General features: G+C 66.9%; 21 protein-coding genes. 10 read left to right on the top strand and 11 right to left on the bottom strand.

What is annotated here, in order from left to right; genetic code table 11:
• Window positions 1-198 precede the first annotated feature (198 nt).
• The 4 genes from G3545_RS07810 (at window position 199) to G3545_RS07795 (ending at window position 3,624) form a co-directional block, all read left to right on the top strand.
• Window positions 199-576: a HEPN domain-containing protein gene (locus G3545_RS07810; RefSeq protein ID WP_170011403.1), complete on the top strand. Its 378-nt coding sequence runs from the start codon at window positions 199-201 to the stop codon at window positions 574-576.
• Window positions 577-578: 2 nt separating this feature from the next.
• Window positions 579-1,874, top strand: a complete 1,296-nt coding sequence (locus tag G3545_RS07805; protein ID WP_170011402.1) for a hypothetical protein — start codon at window positions 579-581, stop codon at window positions 1,872-1,874.
• On the top strand, window positions 1,871-3,325 hold the full coding sequence (locus G3545_RS07800; protein WP_170011401.1) for a hypothetical protein: 1,455 nt from the start codon (window positions 1,871-1,873) through the stop codon (window positions 3,323-3,325). Before G3545_RS07805 ends, G3545_RS07800 begins: the two co-directional genes overlap by 4 nt.
• 86 nt (window positions 3,326-3,411) lie before the next feature.
• Window positions 3,412-3,624: a hypothetical protein gene (locus G3545_RS07795; RefSeq protein ID WP_170011400.1), complete on the top strand. Its 213-nt coding sequence runs from the start codon at window positions 3,412-3,414 to the stop codon at window positions 3,622-3,624.
• Window positions 3,625-3,642: 18 nt separating this feature from the next.
• Here G3545_RS07795 and G3545_RS07790 read toward each other — a convergent pair whose 3' ends face one another.
• Window positions 3,643-4,413: a methyltransferase domain-containing protein gene (locus G3545_RS07790; RefSeq protein WP_170011398.1), complete on the bottom strand. Its 771-nt coding sequence runs from the start codon at window positions 4,411-4,413 to the stop codon at window positions 3,643-3,645.
• 138 nt (window positions 4,414-4,551) lie between these two features.
• Between G3545_RS07790 and G3545_RS07785 the strand changes: the two genes are divergently transcribed.
• On the top strand, window positions 4,552-5,580 hold the full coding sequence (locus G3545_RS07785) for a c-type cytochrome (protein WP_170011396.1): 1,029 nt from the start codon (window positions 4,552-4,554) through the stop codon (window positions 5,578-5,580).
• Window positions 5,581-5,604: 24 nt separating this feature from the next.
• Here the strand turns inward: G3545_RS07785 and G3545_RS07780 are convergent, their stop codons facing one another.
• Window positions 5,605-6,024 carry a hypothetical protein gene (locus G3545_RS07780; RefSeq protein ID WP_170011394.1) on the bottom strand — a complete coding sequence of 140 codons (420 nt, stop codon included), beginning with the start codon at window positions 6,022-6,024 and terminating at the stop codon, window positions 5,605-5,607.
• A gap of 72 nt (window positions 6,025-6,096) precedes the next feature.
• Window positions 6,097-6,711, bottom strand: coding sequence for a LysE/ArgO family amino acid transporter (locus tag G3545_RS07775; RefSeq protein WP_170011392.1), 615 nt, complete (start codon window positions 6,709-6,711; stop codon window positions 6,097-6,099).
• Window positions 6,712-6,800: 89 nt separating this feature from the next.
• On the opposite strand from G3545_RS07775, the gene G3545_RS07770 reads away from it, so the two are divergent.
• A complete protein-coding gene (locus G3545_RS07770) occupies window positions 6,801-7,706 on the top strand; it encodes a LysR family transcriptional regulator ArgP (RefSeq protein ID WP_170011390.1) in 906 nt (301 codons plus the stop codon).
• Here the strand turns inward: G3545_RS07770 and G3545_RS29655 are convergent.
• The 5 genes from G3545_RS29655 to ada form a co-directional block, all read right to left on the bottom strand.
• The gene (locus G3545_RS29655) at window positions 7,703-7,984 is read right to left on the bottom strand and encodes a hypothetical protein (RefSeq protein ID WP_246702738.1); all 282 of its coding nucleotides are present in this window, start codon (window positions 7,982-7,984) and stop codon (window positions 7,703-7,705) included. The two genes, G3545_RS07770 and G3545_RS29655, sit on opposite strands and share 4 nt — an antisense overlap.
• 45 nt (window positions 7,985-8,029) lie before the next feature.
• The gene (locus G3545_RS29650; protein ID WP_246702737.1) at window positions 8,030-8,380 is read right to left on the bottom strand and encodes an antibiotic biosynthesis monooxygenase; all 351 of its coding nucleotides are present in this window, start codon (window positions 8,378-8,380) and stop codon (window positions 8,030-8,032) included.
• 27 nt (window positions 8,381-8,407) lie between these two features.
• A complete protein-coding gene (locus G3545_RS07760; RefSeq protein ID WP_170017958.1) occupies window positions 8,408-8,899 on the bottom strand; it encodes a methylated-DNA--[protein]-cysteine S-methyltransferase in 492 nt (163 codons plus the stop codon).
• A gap of 160 nt (window positions 8,900-9,059) precedes the next feature.
• A complete protein-coding gene (locus G3545_RS07755; protein WP_170011388.1) occupies window positions 9,060-9,800 on the bottom strand; it encodes a 2OG-Fe(II) oxygenase in 741 nt (246 codons plus the stop codon).
• Window positions 9,801-9,884: 84 nt separating this feature from the next.
• The gene (ada, locus tag G3545_RS07750) at window positions 9,885-10,970 is read right to left on the bottom strand and encodes a bifunctional DNA-binding transcriptional regulator/O6-methylguanine-DNA methyltransferase Ada (protein WP_206151398.1); all 1,086 of its coding nucleotides are present in this window, start codon (window positions 10,968-10,970) and stop codon (window positions 9,885-9,887) included.
• A gap of 222 nt (window positions 10,971-11,192) precedes the next feature.
• Here ada and G3545_RS07745 point away from each other — a divergent pair, with 222 nt between their 5' ends.
• The gene (locus G3545_RS07745) at window positions 11,193-11,906 is read left to right on the top strand and encodes a phosphatidylserine decarboxylase (RefSeq protein ID WP_281411730.1); all 714 of its coding nucleotides are present in this window, start codon (window positions 11,193-11,195) and stop codon (window positions 11,904-11,906) included.
• A 64-nt stretch (window positions 11,907-11,970) separates the two neighbouring features.
• Entirely contained in the window at window positions 11,971-12,867 is an 897-nt protein-coding gene (gene pssA / locus G3545_RS07740) for a CDP-diacylglycerol--serine O-phosphatidyltransferase (protein WP_170011384.1), read from the top strand.
• A 140-nt stretch (window positions 12,868-13,007) separates the two neighbouring features.
• On the opposite strand, the gene G3545_RS29645 is transcribed toward pssA, so the two are convergent.
• Window positions 13,008-13,244, bottom strand: coding sequence for a transferase (locus tag G3545_RS29645; RefSeq protein ID WP_246702736.1), 237 nt, complete (start codon window positions 13,242-13,244; stop codon window positions 13,008-13,010).
• A 430-nt stretch (window positions 13,245-13,674) separates the two neighbouring features.
• Window positions 13,675-14,277, bottom strand: coding sequence for a protease inhibitor Inh/omp19 family protein (locus tag G3545_RS07730; RefSeq protein WP_170011381.1), 603 nt, complete (start codon window positions 14,275-14,277; stop codon window positions 13,675-13,677).
• Window positions 14,278-14,579: 302 nt separating this feature from the next.
• On the opposite strand from G3545_RS07730, the gene G3545_RS07725 reads away from it, so the two are divergent.
• Window positions 14,580-15,353: an SDR family NAD(P)-dependent oxidoreductase gene (locus G3545_RS07725; RefSeq protein WP_170011379.1), complete on the top strand. Its 774-nt coding sequence runs from the start codon at window positions 14,580-14,582 to the stop codon at window positions 15,351-15,353.
• Window positions 15,354-15,772: 419 nt separating this feature from the next.
• Entirely contained in the window at window positions 15,773-17,752 is a 1,980-nt protein-coding gene (locus tag G3545_RS07720) for a multicopper oxidase domain-containing protein (protein ID WP_170011377.1), read from the top strand.
• 4 nt (window positions 17,753-17,756) lie between these two features.
• Here the strand turns inward: G3545_RS07720 and chrA are convergent, their stop codons facing one another.
• On the bottom strand, window positions 17,757-18,980 hold the full coding sequence (gene chrA / locus G3545_RS07715) for a chromate efflux transporter (RefSeq protein ID WP_170011375.1): 1,224 nt from the start codon (window positions 18,978-18,980) through the stop codon (window positions 17,757-17,759).
• Between the last annotated feature and the right edge of the window lie 78 nt (window positions 18,981-19,058).

The following is a 19,058-nucleotide window of genomic DNA, read 5'->3' as shown; positions in this document are numbered from 1 at the left end:
TGTCTGACCAATTGCGGTCTTTGGACAGTCCCCGAATTCTTTGGACAGCAGTCCGAGTTCGCTTCAGTTCGAGGCGCGTGTGCATTGCAACGCGCGGAATGCCCTATGGGGCATCGGGCAAAGACGTGCGAATTGTCGGACGAGCTAGCGGATTACAGGCTGTGCCTTTACCTTGGTCGAGAATCTGGATTGAGAATGATGGCTGAAGATTATTTAAGCGCGGCGCATCGCCATTTCGAGGACGCCGAGCTCTTGCGGGAACAGGCTCGGCTAGACAATGCCGGCCACCATTATGGGATAGCCGGCGAGTGCGCCGTGAAGGCCGTCTGCATAGAGGAAGACGGCAGCCGGCCCAACAAGCACTTCGATCCAGACGTGAAAAGAGACCTTCGAGACGCGGCGATTCCCAATTTGTCGGGTCTCAAGGGGCAGCGCATCCTGGCCGTGCTGTCTGGGTTGTTTGCGGGCTGGTCGGTGCACGACCGCTATACGGCCCCGGGGTACACACCCTCCGCTCAGGTCGACCAATGGCGCACCGACGCTGAGCGGGTGCTTAGACTCATGCAGGGGTTCTGACGATGGCTGATCCGGTCTTCTACGACGACAGCCTCCGCATCGCGATTGAAGTGGTCCAAGACATACTGGGTGCGGATGCGGACGTTACTTACCTCCGCGACGGCCAGGGCCAGTTGCACGTCTTCGTGCCTGAGACGACCCAAAAAGCTCGGGTTTCGGCCCTCGATGAGGCGCTGCGTAAGCGCCTCGGTCGTTATGCGCCAAGGTTCGGGCGTTTGGTTCATCTAGATCAGCCAAGCTCGGAGCCCGTACTCTTGGTGGTGGGAGATCAGAGGATCAAATATGTAGAACGCCGGTTCGCCGGTGTGGACTGGACTTTGAGCCCCGCGCCGGTAGCCGTGGAGCCGCCGCGACTGGTATTTTACAGCATCAAAGGAGGGGTAGGGCGAACTACGGCCCTCACAGTCCTCGCGACGCATATCGCGATGCGCGGGGGAACGGTTCTTTGTCTTGATCTCGACTTGGAAGCGCCGGGTCTGGGCCAAGCGATGCTGCCCGAGGAACTGACGCCGGAGTTCGGAGCACTCGACTGGCTCGCCGAACGCGCGATCCAGGGCCTTAACGCCGAACTTCCCAAGCTCCGCGACCTGATCGGGACCAGTCCGGTCGCCCGAGACTCGGGCCGGATCGATGTCATTCCGGCTTTCGGCGTGCGATGCTTTCGGTCGCCAGGCACAGTCCTGGGTAAGCTTTCGCGATCTCTACTGGAATCTCCGGAAGACGGCAGGATCACCACCTTCGGGAAGCGCGTTACGGAACTGATTGAACGCGCGTGCGAGACGCGCCGATACGATGCCGTACTGATTGATGCGCGCGCCGGCCTGTCCGAGATCTCGGCTGCGCCCCTCCTAGCGCTAGGCGCGGACGTGTTGCTCTTCATGGCGGATAGCAACCAGTCGTTCGTCACCTATTCGGCGCTGCTTACCTACCTCCAGCGCTTCGCGCCGACCAACCCCGAGGCCGATGACTGGAGACTTCGGTTCAAGACCATTCGCGGACGGGTCGCCAATCCGGGTGACGTCGTGGCCTCGGAACGCTTCCTTGATCGGATCGCCACCGTCTTCGCGGAGGGACTTTACGACGAGGCGTCCGATGCGGGTGATCTCGATGTGTTCAACTTCGCGCCCGATGACAGCGATGCGCCGCACTATCCGGTGTCGATCGCCTTTGATCCGCGGTATCAGACATACGAACCGCTGGAATTCACCGAGCAGACCAATCCGGAGGTGGCAGAGGCGGCTTTTGGCGCATTCACGCGTTGGTGCATCGAACGACTGGGATTAGATCAGAAACCATGACCGCCCGAACTGACGCTGTCTCCAAAGTACGCGCCGCGATCCGGAACCTGCCGTCGATCGCGCAGTGGTCGGCGACCGACAAACCCGATCTGGACCTGCTTATCACCCCGCGATCGCACGCGCAGGCGATTGATCCCGACGAAATGGTCGTTGAAGGGGACCGCGGCGTCGGTAAGTCTTTCTGGAGCGCCATCCTGACGTTTGACGATGCTCGTCGTCGCGCCGCTCTATCCTACCCCAATCTTCGCCTGGACCAGCTGAGGGTCGAATTGGGCTTCGCTCAGGCTCGCGGTCGGGAAGAGTACCCCTCAGCGAAAATTCTGACATCCGCCCTCAAGGATGTTCCGGCCAATACCATCTGGCGACTCGTGACCTTGCGATCCGCCGCGCGATCGCTCAACGAACGGCTTCCGCCGGAGATCGCATCCGACAAAGGTTGGGCCGGCGCCTGTCGTTGGTTGGATGCGCACGCGGAGGAGGAAGAGCGTCTTCTCGCGGAGTTCAACACAGCCCTGAGCCGCGATGGGGCCAAGTTGCTCATCGTCTTCGACGCACTCGACCGGATCGCCGGCACGGACTGGGGGGCCATTCGTCGCTTGGTGCGTGGCATCCTTGAAGTCGGCCTCGAACTTCGCGACTCTTATTCTTCGATCCGCTTCAAAGTATTTCTGCGCAGCGACTTCTTCAACGACGAGGAGATCTGGCGCTTCCCGGATGCGTCCAAGATCAAGGGCAGCGCGGCGCGCTTGAAATGGACGGCGGTAGATCTCTATGCCCTGTTATTCCGTTATTTGGACACGGCGAAGGTCGGAGACGCCCTGTCGATCCTCGTACCCAAAGTCGACCAATCCGCTCTGTATTCGGATCCTTTGGCGCAGCAGCGTGCCTTCGAGGCCTTGGCCGGAGAGCACATGGGCGGCGTGCGCCGCGGTCGGACCTACAATTGGCTTCCGAGCCACCTATCCGACGCCCGCGGCGAAGCTAGCCCGAGAAGCTTTCTAATGGCGCTGAAACGGGCCGCTGAGCGGACGAACGACGGTGCGTCGCTGCCGCTGTCCTACCTGGAAATCCGCGACAGCGTGCAAGACGCTTCGGCAAACCGGGTGACTGAACTGGCGGAGGACCACCCTTGGCTGGGCGAGGTTATGAAGTCGCTCGATGGGTTGATCGTGCCCGCCGAGCGCGCCGAGGTTTTCAGCAAGTTCAAGGGCGCGAACCTTGAGAAGACGCTTACCGCTCAGCGCAATCCTGGTGGCAGCGATGTTCCAAGGATACCGACAGAGATCTCCAGTCCTACGCTCAACGCCCGCGATTTTTACGAACGCCTGCTGCTCGCCCTAAAGCGCCTGTACGTCGTCGAGGAGCGGCCGGATCGGCGGGTTAATGTGCCGGATCTCTTCCGTGTTGCCGCTCGGATCAAGCGCAAGGGCGGCGTTCCCGTCCCGCGCTAGCCCATCGTCAGTCAACAAAACCCCATCTCCCGCCGCCTTATACCACCCCCCGGTGCCACCACCCCACCCGCACAACGGAGGTTCGCTTGAACGGCGACGAACTGAGAAGAATCCTGTGCCTGCTGGAGCCGGGAATGTCGCTGACCGTGCCCGATGAATGGGTCGACCGGACCATCGCCGGCACACGCGTCGCGCGCGCTCGTCTGGTCGACGAGATCGCGCTCCAGTATGGCTGCGCCTGCAAGCAGGGCCACGGCATACAGACGTTCGAGAAGCTCGAAATCCCCGCGACGGGCTGACGGGTCGCGCCGGGCCGGTCAGCCGGGCTTGCGGGCGGTCGTCGCGGTGAAGGCGATGGTCGTGGTCCAGTAGGCGGGATCGCGCGCCAGCGTGTGGAACTCGTCGAGCGCGGCATCGGAGACGCCGCCTTCGCTCTTCAGCCGGCCGGCGATCTCGCGCAGGCCGTAGTCCCACCACTGCGCGAAGTCCGAGCCGCCATTATAGAGCTCGGCATGGCCCTGCGCGCTGATATCAGTGAGGCCTTCCTGCTGCACCCAGGCCGGGATCTTGCGGCCGACATAATAGTCGATCTGGTGAGCCTGCGCCCAGCGGATGAACTGCTCCCACAGCGTCTTCTGCGAGGGCGGCTCCACCGTCCAGGTCGGATAGAAATCGGGCTCCTGCACGAACAGCCAGCCGCCCGGCTTCAGCCAGCGCGCCATGCGCGCGACCACAGTACGGCGCTCCGGCAGATGGTGCAGCAGCGCGCGCACCGCGACGAGATCGAACGGCGCGCCCGGCGGGTCGTCATGCACGACATCGAAGGCGCGCACCTCGAGATTGCCGCCGGCAATGCCCTGCATCAGATCGGGGTGCAGGTCGGTTGCCAGCACGTGCCCGGTGGGTCCCACCTGCCGCGCCAGCCATTGCGACACCGAGCCGTTGCCGGCGCCGATCTCCAGGCAGCGCCAGCCCGCGCCCACGCCGGTGCGCAGCAGGCGAAAGCGGCTCGATGGATCGAGCAGGCGCGACATCAGCCGCAGCCGGTCCGCTTCGCCCTTCAGATCGTGCTGCCAGACATAATCCATGGCGTCCCCCATGAGCATTGATCGCGGCGCCGATCCGCTTGTCAACGCACCGGCGCTTCGCTCGATATCGCCGGGGAGCAATGGTATGGATGCGCCGCTTCGGGAGCGGCAGTACTTCGCGTGAAAGGAATCAGCGGCATGGCTCGGCTCGGCTTCGGGAGCAGCGTCGCTGCCCTATGCGCGGCGGTGCTGCTTCCCGCCGTGATCGCTTTCGCCCAGCCCGCACCCGCGCCGCAGTCGCCCCCCGCGAAGATCGTGCTCTGGGACGTGCCGGCCCTCGATGCCTTGCCGGATGATGAGTTCGGCCGGCTGGCGCGGTATGGGCGCTCGATCATCGAGGCGACCTACGCCCATATCGGTCCCGACGTCGACGATACCGACGCGCGCTTTGCCGGCAATAATCTCGCCTGCGCCAATTGCCACCTCCAGGCCGGCCTGAAGAAGTTCGGCCTGCCGCTGGTCGCGGCCTCCGCCGATTATCCCGCCTACAGCACGCGCAGCGGCGAGGTGAGCTCGATCTTCGATCGGGTGAACCAGTGCATGAAGCGCAGCCTGAACGGCCGGCCGATGCCGGAGAGCGCGCGCCCGATGCAGGCGATCCTCGCCTATCTCAAGGTGCTCTCGACCAATATTCCCCCGGACGCGAAAATCGCCGGGGGCGGGGCAGGGGCGATGCCGGAGCTGGACCGCGCGGCCGATCCGAATCGCGGCGCGCCGCTCTATGCGAAGAACTGCGCCGAATGCCATCGCCGCGACGGTCTCGGCGTCCGGCGCAACGAGGCGCAGCCGGACCTCGGCTATGGCGTGCCGCCGCTCTGGGGACCGGACAGCTTCAATGACGGGGCGGGTGCCGCGCGGCTGATCACGCTGGCGAACTTCGTCCACGACAACATGCCGAACGGCACCTCGTGGGTGGCGCCGACGCTGGCGCCGGAGGATGCCTGGGATGTCGCTGCCTATGTCGTCTCGCAGCCGCGCCCCTCGCGGCCCGACATTGATCGCGACTATCCCGATCTGCTGCTGAAGCCGGTGGACGCGGCGTACGAGCCCTATGCCGACAGTTTCCCGACGGCACAGCATCGCTACGGCCCGTTCGCCCCGATCCGTGCGGAAATCCAGTCGCTGAAGGCCGGCCTCGGCACCATCCCGAACCCCAACGACAGGTGAGGCAGAGCCCCACCTTTCGCGGGATTACTGCTTCTTCAGCGTGAAGCAGGCCACCACCTTGGACTTCGGATAAAGGTGGTCGTAGCACAGGTCCATCGTGGTCGCGTCGCGCATCGTGAAGGTGTAGTGGCCGTCATCGTCGATGAAGATGCCGCCGGTGAAGTAGGGCGGCTGGAACGACCCGAGCACGGTCTCGGTACCCTTGCCGGCGGCGAGGGTGCCGATAAAGCGGGCGCCCTTCTGCTCGGTGAAGGTGTAGGTGTATTCCTGCGCCTGCTCGTAGAAGGTCGGTCCCGGCCCATCGGGCACGCGATACGGCGTGGAGCCGATGCCGACAGCGAGTGAGGAGCCTTTCCACACCCCAACGAGGTTTGGCGGTTCCTGGGCCTGGGCGAGGCCAGTTGCGCAAAGCAGCAGTACGGCAGAGATGGCGTGGATCCGCATTGGGGCCCTCCTTGAATGGCGGGCGACGGTATCATGCGGGTGCCGCGTTCTTCCAGCCGGGACGCAAGCGCGTCACGCCCCCGCATCCATCAGCAGCCGGGCGGCAATCGTCCACATGGTGAAGGCGATGCCGGCCTCCAGGATGCGCCAGGCCGAGGGCCGCGCGAAGATCGGGCGCAGCCAGCCGGCGCCATAGCCGAGCGCGAAGAAGAACAGGAAGGAGGCCGCCGTCGCGCCCGTCGCGAAAGCCAATGCCCGGCCGGGGAACTGCGTGGAGATGGTGCCGATCAGCACCACCGTGTCGAGATAGACGTGCGGGTTCAGCCAGGTGAGCGCGAGGCAGGTCGCCAGCGTCGGGCCGAGCGCGGCTGGGCACGCCTCGGCTGCAACCAGCGCGCCGCGCGAGCGCAGCGCCGAATAGAGATTGGTCGCGCCATACCACAGCAGGAAGGCGGCGCCGCCGATGCGCATCGTTGGGTCGATCCACGATGCCAGCGCCGCGATCTGCCGGAAGCCGCTCACCCCGAGGCCGATCAGCAGCGCGTCCGAGACCGCGCAGGCGAGGCACACGGCAAACACATGCTCGCCGCGCAGCCCCTGCCGCAACACGAAGGCGTTCTGCGCGCCGATGGCGAGGATGAGGCTGAGGCTCACGGTGAGCCCGGCGAGGAAGGCGCTGCTCGGCATGATGCGGTGTCCGGTGAGGGTCCGCGCTGCCTAGCTTTTTCAGCCGCCTTAGCCCAATTAATGCTGATCAATCGGATTAAGGGCGGCTAATGCTGGACTATCCCGCGCTCCGTGCCTTGGCTGCCGTGGTGCAGGCCGGCAGCTTCGAGAAGGCGGCGCTGGCGCTCAATGTCACGCCGTCCGCCGTCTCCCAGCGCGTCAAGCAGCTGGAGGAGCGGCTCGGCCTGGTGCTCATCGTGCGCGGCCAGCCCTGCACCGCGACGGAGCAGGGCGCCTGGCTGTGCCGGCATGTGGAGCATGTCGGCATGCTGGAGCATGAGCTGCTTCAGCATCTGCCGGCGGCGCGGCTGGAGGGCGATGTCCAGCGCGTCACTCTGCGTATCGCCACCAATGCCGACAGCCTCGGCACCTGGTTCCTCGAGGCCGCGGCGAACTTCACCCGCCGCTCGCCGCATCTGCTGGACATCGCGGTCGACGACCAGGACCACACCGCCGAGTGGCTGCAGCGCGGGCAGGTGGCCGGGGCCGTCACCAGCTCGGGCAAGCCGGTGCCGGGGTGTCGGCGTACCGCGCTCGGCGCGCTGCGCTACCACGCGACGGCGAGCCCCGAATTCATCGCGCGGCATTTCCCTGAGGGCGTCACCATCGAGGCGCTGGCCAATGCGCCGGCGCTGACCTTCAACCAGAAGGACGGCTTGCAGGATCGCTGGATCCGGCTGGCGTTCGGGCGTGCCGTCGTTCATCCCACCCATTGGTTGCCCTCCACCCAGAGCTTCGTCGAGGCCAGCCTTGCCGGCATGGGGTGGGGAATGAACCCGGTCCAATTGGTTGCGGATCATCTGCGCAGCGGCCGGCTGCGCGAGCTGGTGCCGGATACGCCGGTCGATATCCCGCTGTTCTGGCAGGTGAACCGGATGTCGTCCGGCCACCTCGCGGAGCTGACGCGGGAGATCGTCGCGGTCGGCCGGCGCGAGCTGGTCAATGACGGAAACTAGCCGGCGCCTCGCGTCACCTCCGGGTAATATTGCGGCGCCTCGCGGCGGTCGAACATGCCGTAGTCGCGCACCACGCGGATGTGGCGCAGCCGGCCGCCTTCGGGCAGCGAGACCAGCGCGTCGAAAGTCTCGGCGGCGGCGCGGTCGCTCCATGACATCAGCAATATGATGTCGCCCGGCGTCAGCACCGCCTCGAACACGTCCCACGCCACCAGCCCCGGCGCGTCGGGCACCAGCCCCAGCCAGTGCGCCACCGTGTCCGGCCCCGACTCCTTCACCCATTCCGGCGCGCGGTGGGCGTCGATCAGGGTGATGGCGGTGGCCTAGCCGGTCTCGGTCTCGTCCAGCCGCTGTTCGATGAGCGCGTGGCCGGCGGGCAGGTGCGTGTCCTGCGTCAGCTGGCCGACCCGCAGATGATAGTCGTTGAACACCTCGAAGCGGCCCTTCTCCTGCACGCCGTGGTGCCTCGCCTGGGTGCGCCACCGCACCAGCGCCTTCTCGTCACGCCAGCTGGAGAGCGACAGGATCCAGCCGTCGCGGGTCAGGCTGCGGTAGCGCACATTGTCGACGAAACCCTCGATGCGCTCGATCTCCGGCTTCAGCATGCGGGCATAGCCGAGATAGGCGTCCCACTGGTCCGACTTCGGATAGACCTCGAACAGCACGGCGAACATGAGCTTGCTCCTGGAGCGGTCGGGCGCTCAGGAGATGGGCGCGCCGGCCTCCATCCTGAGCAGATGTTCCTTCACTGCAAGCCCGCCGGCAAATCCGGTCAGCTCGCCGTTGGAGCCGAGGAGGCGGTGGCAGGGCGCGATGATCGAGATCGGGTTCCGGCCATTGGCCGCGCCCACCGCGCGCGCGGCGCTGGGCTTGCCGATCTGCCGGGCGATCTCGCCATAGGACCGGGTCTCGCCGAACGGGATCGCCAGCAGCGCCTGCCAGACGCTTTTCTGGAACGCGGTGCCCTGGAAATCGAGCGGCACGGTGAAGCGCGTGAGCGTGCCGGCGAAATAGGCGGCGAGCTGGCGTTCGGTCTCGATCAGGATCGGGTGGCCCTCGTCCTCGACCAGCGGCCCGAGCCGAACCCGGCGCGGATCCTCGTCCGGCCACAGGATTGCCGCCAGCCCGAGATCGCCGGCGACCAGCTTCAGCCGGCCGACCGGCGTGTCGGTCATCTTGAAGGAATAGCTCATGGGCGTCCCGCCGCCATTCGTCCCGCGCTTATCATACGGCCCCGATGGTTCGACAAGGCGCGGATTCCGCCGCATCAGCCCGAGCAATTCCGGCCGCATGCCGTCGCCGCGCCTGGCAGCGATCTCGTGAAAGGCGAGGAAAGTCATCGCTTTCGCTCCATTACTTCGCGTCGTGGAAGATGATGCCGAGCGTGTGCCGCATGCCGCTGCGCAGCCGGCTGACCCCGTGCCGCAAATTCACCCGGTAGTGCCCGCGCGTGCCTTTCACCGGCCGGTCATGCACCGCGAAAGCCACGGCATCGCCCTGGGTGAGCGGCACCACCTCGGCCCGGCTCTGCATGCGCGGGCGCTGCTCGGTCAGCACGAACTCGCCGCCGGTGAAATCGCGCCCCGGCTCGGAGAGCAGGATCGCCACCTGGATCGGAAAGGCGAGGTCGCCATAGAGATCCTGGTGCAGGCAATTGAAGTCGCCGGGCACATATTGCAGCAGCAGCGGCGTCGGCCGCGTCTGCCCGGCGGCATGGCATTGCGCGAGGAACGCCGCGTGCTCGGCCGGATAGCGCTCGGTGACGCCCATGCGGTCGGCCCATTCATTGGCGATGTCGGCGAGGCGCGGATAGAGCGCGGTGCGCAGGCCGGCGATGAGTTCGGGCAACGGGTAGCGGAAATAACGGTACTCGCCCTTGCCGAAGCCATGGCGCGCCATGTGGACGTGGCTGCGGAAATGGCTCTCCTGCGGATAGAGCGCCGCGACCTGCCGGCACTCCTCCGGCGTCAGCAGCTTTTCCAGCACCGCGCAGCCGTGGCTGTTCAGCTCGTCGGCGAGCTGAGGCCAGCCATAGCGGGCGATGCGGGCCGCGGCGGAGTTATCCGCCGGGGCGATGGGTGCGAGGATGTTCATCAGCGTGGCTCCGGTCTTGATCGGGAGACCCACGCTAGGACCGGGCTCGCTGTGGCGAACTCCGGTCCTTGCCTTCGAATCCGCTCAGCCGGCCGCTTGCGCCTCGCGCTCCAGCAGCGCGCGCTTGCGCTCCACGCCCCAGGCATAGCCGGAGAGCGCACCGTCATTGCGCACCACGCGGTGGCAGGGGATCGCCACGGCGATGTGGTTCGCCGCGCAGGCCCCGGCGACCGCGCGCACCGCCTTGGGCGCGCCGATGCGGCGGGCGATCTCGGCATAGGAGACGGTCTGCCCCGCCGGGATCTGCTGCAACGCCTGCCAGACCCGCTGCTGGAACGCGGTGCCGCGCACGTCGAGCGGCAGATCGAGGCCGAGCGTCGGCTCTTCCACCAACCCGACCACCCGCGCCACCAGCGCCTCATAGTCCCGGTCGGCGCCGATCAGCCGGGCTTTCGGGAAGCGGTCTTGCAGCTCGCGCACCAGCGCCTCGGGCTCGGTGCCGAGCAGGATCGACGCCACGCCCTTGGTGCTGGAGGCGACGAGGATGGCGCCGAGCGAGGTCTCGCCCACCGCGAAGCGGATCTCCTCGTCGGCACCACCGGCGCGATAGCGGCTCGGCGTCATGCCGAGCAGGTCCGTCGACTTCTCATAGAAGCGCCCGCTGGAATTGAACCCGGCCTCATAGATCGCCCCGGTCACGCTATTGCCCGACGCGAGACCGTCGCGGACCTTCGCCGCGCGGTGTGCGCTGGCATAGGCCTTCGGCGTCAGGCCGGTGGCGGCCTTGAAGATGCGGTGGAAATAGCCGGTGCTGCGCCCGGCCGCAACGGCGAGGTCGGCCAGCGACGGCTCGTCCTCGCTCTCCTCGATCCGCCGGCAGGCCTGCGCGACGATCGCGGCATTCTCCGCCTCGATCGACGGCCCATCCGGATGGCAGCGCTTGCAGGGCCGGAACCCGGTCGCCTTCGCTGCCTCCAGCGTGTCGTGGATCTGGACATTCCTGGGGTTCGCCCCGCGCGAGGCGCAGGACGGCCGGCAATAGACGCCGGTGGTCATCACGGAATACCAGAATTCCCCGTCCGCGCTCCGGTCGCGGGCGACAATGCGCACCCAGCGCGGATCATTCGCTTTGGTCGGCTGCGGCTTGGTCTGCAATGCTGCGGTCATCATGTCCGGCCTCGTGTCCCTGATATAGGCCGATGATGCCGAGAGCGCTCGAGTGGCGAACTCCGGTCCTTGCTTTTGAATCGGAGTGAGGCGGAGCGCCGTCGTCCTCATGACGCCGCTTTTTTTGAACACATCGGATATGGCATCGAGTGATGCTTGAAGCCACCCGATCCCCCCACCCATTTGACGCCCCGGCGCGCGCCCTCTAACCGTGCGCGCTTCCCGATCCGGAAGGCACCCATGTCCGTCATCGATTCCATCCGCAACGGCCTCGCGCCGGTCCACCGCGAGGGCTACCCCTTCCTGCTGATCGGCGCCGGCGTCTCCGTCGTGCTGCTCTGGCTCGTCCCGCCGCTCGGCTGGATCGCCGTGCTCATCACTGCCTGGATCGCCTATTTCTTCCGCGATCCCGAGCGCGTCACCCCGCTGCGCGATGGCCTCATCGTGTCGCCGGCGGACGGGCGGATCTGCCTCGTCGGCCCCGCCATTCCGCCGCGCGAGCTTGATCTCGGCGACAAGCCGCTGCCGCGGGTGTGCATCTTCATGAACGTGTTCGACGTCCATGTGAACCGGGCGCCGATCGGCGGGCGCATCCTGCGCATCGCCTACAAGCCCGGCAAGTTCCTCAGCGCCGATCTCGACAAGGCGAGCGAGGACAATGAGCGCAGCGGCATGGTGCTGGAGACGCCGATCGGGCAGGTCGGCGTGGTGCAGATCGCCGGCATGGTGGCGCGTCGCATCGTCTCCTTCGTGCGCGAGGGCGAGGCCATCGGCACCGGCGAGCGCTACGGCCTGATCCGCTTCGGCTCGCGGGTCGACGTCTATCTGCCCGTTGGCACCCGCCCGGCGGTGGCCGAGGGCCAGCGCGCCATTGCCGGCGAAACCGTCATCGCCGATCTCGCCGCGCCTGCGCGCGAGCTCGCCTTTCGTGTAAGCTGACCGTCCGCATTGACGTAACGTCGTCAAGCATCAAGCCGCTGCACTGCGCCCGAGGACTTCGCTGATGTCGAACCCGTTCCCGCCCTTCGATCCCGATATGAGGGAATTGCCGGAGCCGAAGCGCCGCCGCTTCCAGGCGGTGCCGATCCGCGTGCTGGTGCCGAACCTGGTCACGCTGCTGGCGCTGTGCGCCGGCCTCACCGGCATCCGCATGGCGATCGAAGGCAGGCTGGAGCTGGCGCTCGCCTCCATCGTGCTGGCCGCGGTGCTGGACGGCATGGACGGCCGCCTTGCGCGCATGCTGCACGGCACTTCGCGCTTCGGCGCCGAGCTCGACAGCCTGTCGGACTTCGTCTGCTTCGGCGTGGCGCCTGGCCTGGTGCTCTATGTGTGGGGGCTGGAGACGCTGGGCTCGGTCGGCTGGATCGCCGCGCTGGCCTTCGCCATCTGCGCGGCGCTGCGTCTCGCGCGCTTCAACGTGATGCTGGAAGACCCCAACAAGCCGCCCTTCGCCGGGGATTTCTTCACCGGCGTGCCGGCGCCGGCCGGCGCCATCTGCGTGCTGCTGCCGATCTATCTGGAACTGATCGGCCTGCCGCGCCTCATGGCCTCGCCGGCGGTGGCAGCGGCCTACTGCCTCGGCATCGCGCTGCTGATGGTCTCGCGCCTGCCGGCCTGGTCCGGCAAGCAACTCGGCAGCCGCATCCCGCGCGACGCGGTGCTGCCGCTGTTCGTCTGCGTGGTGCTGTTCGTCGCCGTTCTGGTCACCTGGCCGTGGCCGGTGCTCGCGGTGCTCACCGTCGCCTATCTGTCGATGCTGCCCTTCTCGGTGATGCGCTACGCCCAGCTCTCCCGCGACTACGCCGCAACCCACCCGCAAGCGGCGGTGGCAGCGGAGGCCGAGGAATTGGTGCTGACGGATGATGACGGCGCGGAAGACCGGCCCGGGCGGTTGAACTGAGGCCGCTCTGCGTCAGCATCCTTCGAGGCTCGCTTCGCGAGCACCTCAGGATGACGTCGCTTTATAGAACCACGTCATCCTGAGGTGCTCCGGCGCAGCCGGAGCCTCGAAGGATGTTCACGCAGTCCCCGGAAAAGAGTTCAGCGCACCCAGCCCGCCATCGCCGCGACGCGGGCGGCGAGCGGCGCACCCGGGAAGGCCTGGCGCAGCAGGCGCAGCGCCTCCGCGTCGGAGCGCGGACGGGCGGCGGCGAGGTGGTTCGACATGAGGTGCGTGAGCGAAGCGGGCTCGGCGGGGCGCAGTTCATCGGACTTGCCGCGGCTTCCCGCCAGCAGGGGGGACACGCCCGACGAGGTCACGCCCGACACGTGCAGCATCAGAACCTCCTCCGATGACAAAACCGAATCAATCGGTTCCGCTCATGGACAAGATGATTGGCTTCGCCCGTTAACGCATCCTTTATTTTATTTGCCTCGGCGAAGCATCTCCGGTCCGCAAGGCATAAATATCTGCTGCCGCAGCAGTTCCGCGACATTCACTATTAAATGAAGCAAGGATTAGGAATAACGTTGCCGGCCAAGATCACCGGGTGCGACTAGCTCCCTCTCCCCGCACTGAACTCGGCTGTTGCAGAGTTCAGCAACCTAAAGCCCAAAGTCGGATAGATCCGACTTTGGCGGAGAGGGGTGGGGTGAGGGGCCTTCTCGGCTTCCCGGCCGAGCACCCCCTCACCGACCCGCTGGCGCGGGTCACCTCTCCCCACCGGGGAGAGGGAAAAGGAAGTCAAAACTGGCGTCGAGGGAGATCCTACAGCCGTACCATCGTGATCTTGCCACCGTCCGCGGTGGCGACGCCGTCAAAGCGTCCGCCGCCGGCCGGCTGAAGCCGGGCGGTGACCTTGCCGAGATGGTTCTGCAGCACGATCTCGTTGCCCCACATGTCCCAGCCCTTGGTCATGAAGATGTCGTTCGGGCAGGAAAGGTCGGCGCTGGCGGCAAGTCCGGACATGCCCTGGCTGGTGGAAAGCGTGACCGGGCAGCTCTTCTGCCCGCCATCCCAGGTGAAGGTCCATTTGCCGGCAAGCTGCGTGCGCGCCGCGCCCGGTTCGGCATAGGCGACGCCGCCCGGCGCGGTGGCGGCCGGCGGCGCGGTGAGGGCGACAGCGTTGGCGGCGGTCGAAGGCTTCGGTGTCACCGCGGCGCTGGCGGTGGCGGCGGCGGCGCCATAGGCCGGCTGCGCGGCAGGCACGGCGGAGCTTTCCACCGAGCCGGTCGGCGCCGGGGTGATCTTCGCGCTTTCCACGGGTGAAGAAGCGGAACTGGACGCCGAACCAAACCCGTCGAGAACCGTGCTGCAGCCTGCCAGCAGCAAGGCGGCGGCTGTCGTTGCCGCAAGGGTGGTGGCGTTCATATTGTCACTCCTCGTCACGGCCCGCACCGTGCGCGTCCCCAATGCGGCCAATACGCAGCCGCATTTCATCCCGTTTGCCCGCTTCTTGTCGTTGCTTGTTCGTGTCGTCTTGGTGACGTTGTCGATGAGGATCGTGGCGTCAGCATGACCCCACAGCGGCCGATAGGGCAAGTCCACACATTCGGGCGTCATGTTCAATAAATGCTTAAGCATGCCGGACCGGCCGGACCTCGGCCTTCCAGGTAATGGACGCTGCGTCCGGTTGGCGTTATCTGGCGGTGCAACATTGATGAGGAGGCCGCATGTACCAGATGCTCGATCCGTCCACGCTCAGGGTCCTGGTGACCGGCGCCACCTCCGGCATCGGCGCCTCCACCGCCCGCCGCTTCGCCCGCGCCGGCGCCCATGTGGTCGCCACCGGCCGGCGCGCCGACCGGCTGATCGCGCTGCGCGATGAACTCGGCCCGCGGCTCCATCCGCTGGAGGTCGATGTGCGCGACAATGCGGCGCTCACCGATGCGCTGTCCTCGCTCCCCGAGCCGTTCGCGGCGCTGAACGTGGTGTTCGCCAATGCCGGCCTCGCGCTCGGCCTCGAGCCGGCGCACCGCGCCAGCCTCGAGGATTGGGAGGACATGGTCGACACCAACATCAAGGGCCTGCTCTACACCGTGCGCACCACGCTGCCCGGCATGGTGGAGCGGGGCGAGGGCCATGTGGTGTTCACCGGATCGGTGGCCGGCGATTATCCCTATCCCGGCGGCAACGCCTATGGCGGCACCAAGGCGTTCGTGAAGCAGTTCGCGCTGAACCTGATCGCCGATCTCGCGGGCACCAATGTACGCGTCACCAATATCGAACCCGGCATGGTGGAGACCGAGTTCTCGCTGGTGCGCTTCCACGGCGATGCCGCGCGCTCGGACAGCGTCTATGCCAATCTCCAGCCGCTGTCCGGCGAGGATATGGCCGAGCAGATCTTCTTCTGCTGCACCACGCCGCGCCACGTGAACATCAACCGCTTGCAGGTCTTCCCGACCGCGCAGAGCTTCTCGGCGTTCACCATCAAGCGGGAAGCCTGACTTTCTTCGCGCGCGTCTCTTGGCGCGCATCGCGTTTGATCGCCGGGGGCCGGACCGGGCAGCCTCGGCGGTCGTGCGTGGACCGTGATCGGGTACCGCCTGGCTGATTGCGGAGGGCCCGTTTTTCAATCAAGATAGGGCTCTCCGGCGCTGCCGGACCGGAATTCTCGGCAGCTGGGGGGCGCGCCGTGGTTGAGCGATATCTGGCCGGCATCGCATCGCTTTTTGCGATGGTCGTCGGGCCTTCTCAGATCTCTACGATCAATCCGATTCCGGCGGTGAAGCCGGTTCCCGTTGCAGTGAATCCGATTCCATTCGATCCGCTTTCGTACCTCTGCACCGCGGATGGCCGGGGCTCTGCCGGGCGCCTGCCATTCGCTTCCTTCGCCGGTGGGCAATTCTCGGCAACCAAGGTGGCCTTGCGTGCCGACAGTCCGGCGCCGGCCGTTTGCACGGCGCCGCCGACCGACTACCAGAGCCTGCCGAGCGTGACCGGGCCCGGCGACGTCAAGGTCGATCTCGATCTTGGGATCGGCCCTGGCGTCGGCGTCGACAATACGAGCCTCTGTTTCAGGAATGGCTCGCTGCCGGCCGCGCCGGTGATCAGGATCAAGCAGGGCAATCGCCTGACGATCCACCTCACCAATACGCTCTGGAATTCCGGCCCGGACAATACCGAGAACTGCGACATCGAGAACTATGTCGGCGGTCCCCCGGTCTCGAAGACCTGCTCTCAGCCGGAGCAAGGATTCAAGGCCGGGCCGGGCCCCAATGGCTCGTTCTATCCGATCCAGACCAACATCCCCCATCTTTCGGATGGGACGACCAATCTCCACGTCCACGGTCTTGAGGTGTCGCCGCAGCCCTGCAGCGACAATGTGCTCCAGAGCGTGCTGGTAGCGGCGAACTGGAACGGCCCGCTCCCGGCGCAGCTGACGTGCCAGAACGCTCCCAACGAGCTGACCTATTCCTACGACATAGCCCCCAATCATCCGACGGGCCTTTATTTCTACCACACGCACATGCACGGCCAGGCTCTCGCGCAGACCATGATGGGCGCGAGCGGCGCCATCGTCATCGAAGGCGAGGATGACGTCCGCCGCGAGAAGCTCGGCATCAGCGACGACGTGATGATCGTCAGGGATATTCCGAGCGCATATGTCCCGGGCGAGACGACGCCGCTCGTGCCTGCGGTCAAGCTCGCGGCGGCCTCGGTCACGCCGCCGGCCGCCCCCGCCGGGCGCAACTGGTTCCCGACTGTCGATCCGCGCATCGACCGCGAGAATATCGCCGGCTGCCCGGCCGATCTGCCCGATGTGGGCGGCCCCGCGGTAACGCGGCTGACGTTGAACGGCGCCCTCGTCAACGAGACGGCCGCGTTCCCGCCTCCGGACGACAAGGTCCTAGTGAAGACCATGGCGGCCGGCGAGCGCCAGCTCTGGCGCCTCGTGAACGCGTCGGCCCAGACCTATATCAGCCCGCAGCTCGTGCTGTCACAGAACGGGAAGACCAGCATCCTGCCGCTGGAGATCGTCGCGCTCGACGGTGCCCCGGTCTACGACAATGAAGGTCATCGCCGCATCGACCGGGTGGACACGACCAAGAAGCCCTTGCTCCTCGCAACGGCCAACCGGGTGGAGTTCCTCGTCGACGCGCCACCGCCGGGGGCTACGCTCTATCTCGACACCACCCAGGTCACGCCGGGCTGCGCCGCCGACGGCATTCCGGCGCGGCGCCTGTTGCGCGTGGTCTCCACGGGTGCCCCGGCGTCCACCAGCGCGCCGCCCGATGCTGCGGCGCTTCTCCCCGCAACGCAGGATCCGACCTACGCCCACATGCTCGATGTCGAGCCGGCCGTGAAGCGCGTCTTCGCCTTCATGGAATATCCGCGCGGCTTCACCGTGTCGAAGTCGCAATGGATTGTCGGGCCGCCGGGCAAGGGTCAGTTCAACCCGAACTCGACCGACTTCTTCCTGACCATGATCCAGTCCACCGATGGCCAGGGGCAACCGGTGGCGATACGTCCGTTCGTGCCGGACTCGCCGCCCGACGTCGTCGTGCACCTCAAGGGCAAGGACAGCGCCGTCGAAGAATGGACCATCCAGAACTACACGCTGGAGGTCCATCCCTTCCACATGCATCAGATGCATTTCCGCGACGTGACCGAGGCCGATGCGATCGACGGCCGTGCGCCGATCCTCGACACCATCAACATTCCGCCCGCCTCGCGCCGGGCTTCATCCTCGCAACCCGGCGTCGACACACCCGATCTCCCGGGAGAGGTTCGGCTTCGGATGAAGTTCACCCGCGAGATGGTTGGCGACTTCGTCTTCCATTGTCACATCCTCGCGCACGAGGATAAGGGCATGATGCAGAAGATCCGGGTCGTCGCCGACTGACGGCTCACAGCATCATCGCCCCCGCCACTGCCGCCCCGACCACCACCGCCCAGGGCGGCACGCGCCAGAGCGCCAGCGCGAGATAGGCGACGAGCGCCAGGGCGAAGGCGCGGCCGGACGTGACGCCCGCGCTCACCACCGGATCCCAGAAGGCAGCGCCGAGCAGGCCGACCACGGCGGCATTGACGCCGCCCAGCAGATCCTGCGCCCGCCGGTCCGCCGCGATCCGCGCCCAGAACGGCAGCGCGCCATAGACCAGCAGCGCGGACGGCAGGAATATCGCGACCAGCGCGATGGCGGCGCCGATCACGCCGTTCGGCGGGCTCGGCATCATCGCCCCGACATAGGCCGCGAAGGTGAAGAGCGGCCCGGGCACCGCCTGTACCGCGCCATAGCCGGCAAGGAAGGCCTCGCGCGTCAGCCCGCCGGGATGCACCAGCTCCGCCTCGATCAGCGGCAGCACCACATGGCCGCCGCCGAACACCAGCGCGCCGGCACGGTACAGCGCGTCCGCCAGATGCAGCGCCGCGCTGCCGCTCGCTTGCGCCAGTACCGGCAGGCCGACCAGCAGCGCCGCGAACAGCGCCAGCGCGGCAAGGGCGGCGCGGCGCGGCACGGCGACCCGCAGCGGCTCGCCGGCCGGGCGCGGCGGCAGGCGCAGGAAGGCGAGCCCGGCGAGCGCGCCGGCGATCAGCACCGCGACCTGACCGATAGCGCCGGGCAGCACCGCCGCCGCAGCGGCACCGATGAGCGCGATGGTTCGGCGCGGCCGATCCGGGCAGAGGCTGGCCGCCATGCCGAGCACGGCATGCGCCACCACCGCGGCGGCAGCCGCCTTCAGCCCGGCGAGCCAGCCGACGCCGGTGAGCGCACCCAGGCTGTCGACGCCATAGGCGAAGCCGAGCATCAGCAATGCCGAAGGCAAGGTGAAGCCGAGCCATGCCGCGGCCATGCCGGCCGGCCCGGCGCGCATCAGCCCCAGCGCCATGCCCACCTGGCTGGAGGCCGGGCCCGGCAGGAACTGGCAGAGCGCGACGAGGTCGGCGTAAGCGGCTTCGGTGAGCCATTGGCGGCGCACCACGAAGGCGTCGCGGAAGTAGCCGAGATGCGCCACCGGCCCGCCGAACGAGGTGAGGCCGAGCTTGACGAAGGCAAGCAGCACCTCGCGGGCGGAGCCGTGGGGCGTGGTGGTGTCGGCTGGGAGGTCGAGGGGAGGGGCGTCGCTCATGAGCGAGCGATAGCAAGCTTCGGCGACGCTTGCATCAAGGTAAGGGCGCTTTGCTTGAGCATCCTTCGAGGCCGCTGC

This window comes from Starkeya sp. ORNL1, assembly GCF_012971745.1.
In the GTDB taxonomy this organism is placed as follows: domain Bacteria; phylum Pseudomonadota; class Alphaproteobacteria; order Rhizobiales; family Xanthobacteraceae; genus Ancylobacter.
This window is presented reverse-complemented; position numbering and strand designations above follow the sequence as displayed.

Bases quoted from the DNA above. Each gene is read 5' to 3' on its own strand.
- G3545_RS07810 (WP_170011403.1), top strand. From the start codon at position 199: ATGGCTGAAGATTATTTAAGCGCGGCGCATCGCCATTTCGAGGACGCC.
- G3545_RS07805 (WP_170011402.1), top strand. From the start codon at position 579: ATGGCTGATCCGGTCTTCTACGACGACAGCCTCCGCATCGCGATTGAA.
- G3545_RS07800 (WP_170011401.1), top strand. From the start codon at position 1,871: ATGACCGCCCGAACTGACGCTGTCTCCAAAGTACGCGCCGCGATCCGG.
- G3545_RS07790 (WP_170011398.1), bottom strand. From the start codon at position 4,413: ATGGATTATGTCTGGCAGCACGATCTGAAGGGCGAAGCGGACCGGCTG.
- G3545_RS07785 (WP_170011396.1), top strand. From the start codon at position 4,552: ATGGCTCGGCTCGGCTTCGGGAGCAGCGTCGCTGCCCTATGCGCGGCG.
- G3545_RS07780 (WP_170011394.1), bottom strand. From the start codon at position 6,024: ATGCGGATCCACGCCATCTCTGCCGTACTGCTGCTTTGCGCAACTGGC.
- G3545_RS07775 (WP_170011392.1), bottom strand. From the start codon at position 6,711: ATGCCGAGCAGCGCCTTCCTCGCCGGGCTCACCGTGAGCCTCAGCCTC.
- G3545_RS07770 (WP_170011390.1), top strand. From the start codon at position 6,801: ATGCTGGACTATCCCGCGCTCCGTGCCTTGGCTGCCGTGGTGCAGGCC.
- G3545_RS29650 (WP_246702737.1), bottom strand. From the start codon at position 8,380: ATGTTCGCCGTGCTGTTCGAGGTCTATCCGAAGTCGGACCAGTGGGAC.
- G3545_RS07760 (WP_170017958.1), bottom strand. From the start codon at position 8,899: ATGAGCTATTCCTTCAAGATGACCGACACGCCGGTCGGCCGGCTGAAG.
- G3545_RS07755 (WP_170011388.1), bottom strand. From the start codon at position 9,800: ATGAACATCCTCGCACCCATCGCCCCGGCGGATAACTCCGCCGCGGCC.
- ada (WP_206151398.1), bottom strand. From the start codon at position 10,970: ATGATGACCGCAGCATTGCAGACCAAGCCGCAGCCGACCAAAGCGAAT.
- pssA (WP_170011384.1), top strand. From the start codon at position 11,971: ATGTCGAACCCGTTCCCGCCCTTCGATCCCGATATGAGGGAATTGCCG.
- G3545_RS29645 (WP_246702736.1), bottom strand. From the start codon at position 13,244: ATGCTGCACGTGTCGGGCGTGACCTCGTCGGGCGTGTCCCCCCTGCTG.
- G3545_RS07730 (WP_170011381.1), bottom strand. From the start codon at position 14,277: ATGAACGCCACCACCCTTGCGGCAACGACAGCCGCCGCCTTGCTGCTG.
- G3545_RS07725 (WP_170011379.1), top strand. From the start codon at position 14,580: ATGTACCAGATGCTCGATCCGTCCACGCTCAGGGTCCTGGTGACCGGC.
- chrA (WP_170011375.1), bottom strand. From the start codon at position 18,980: ATGAGCGACGCCCCTCCCCTCGACCTCCCAGCCGACACCACCACGCCC.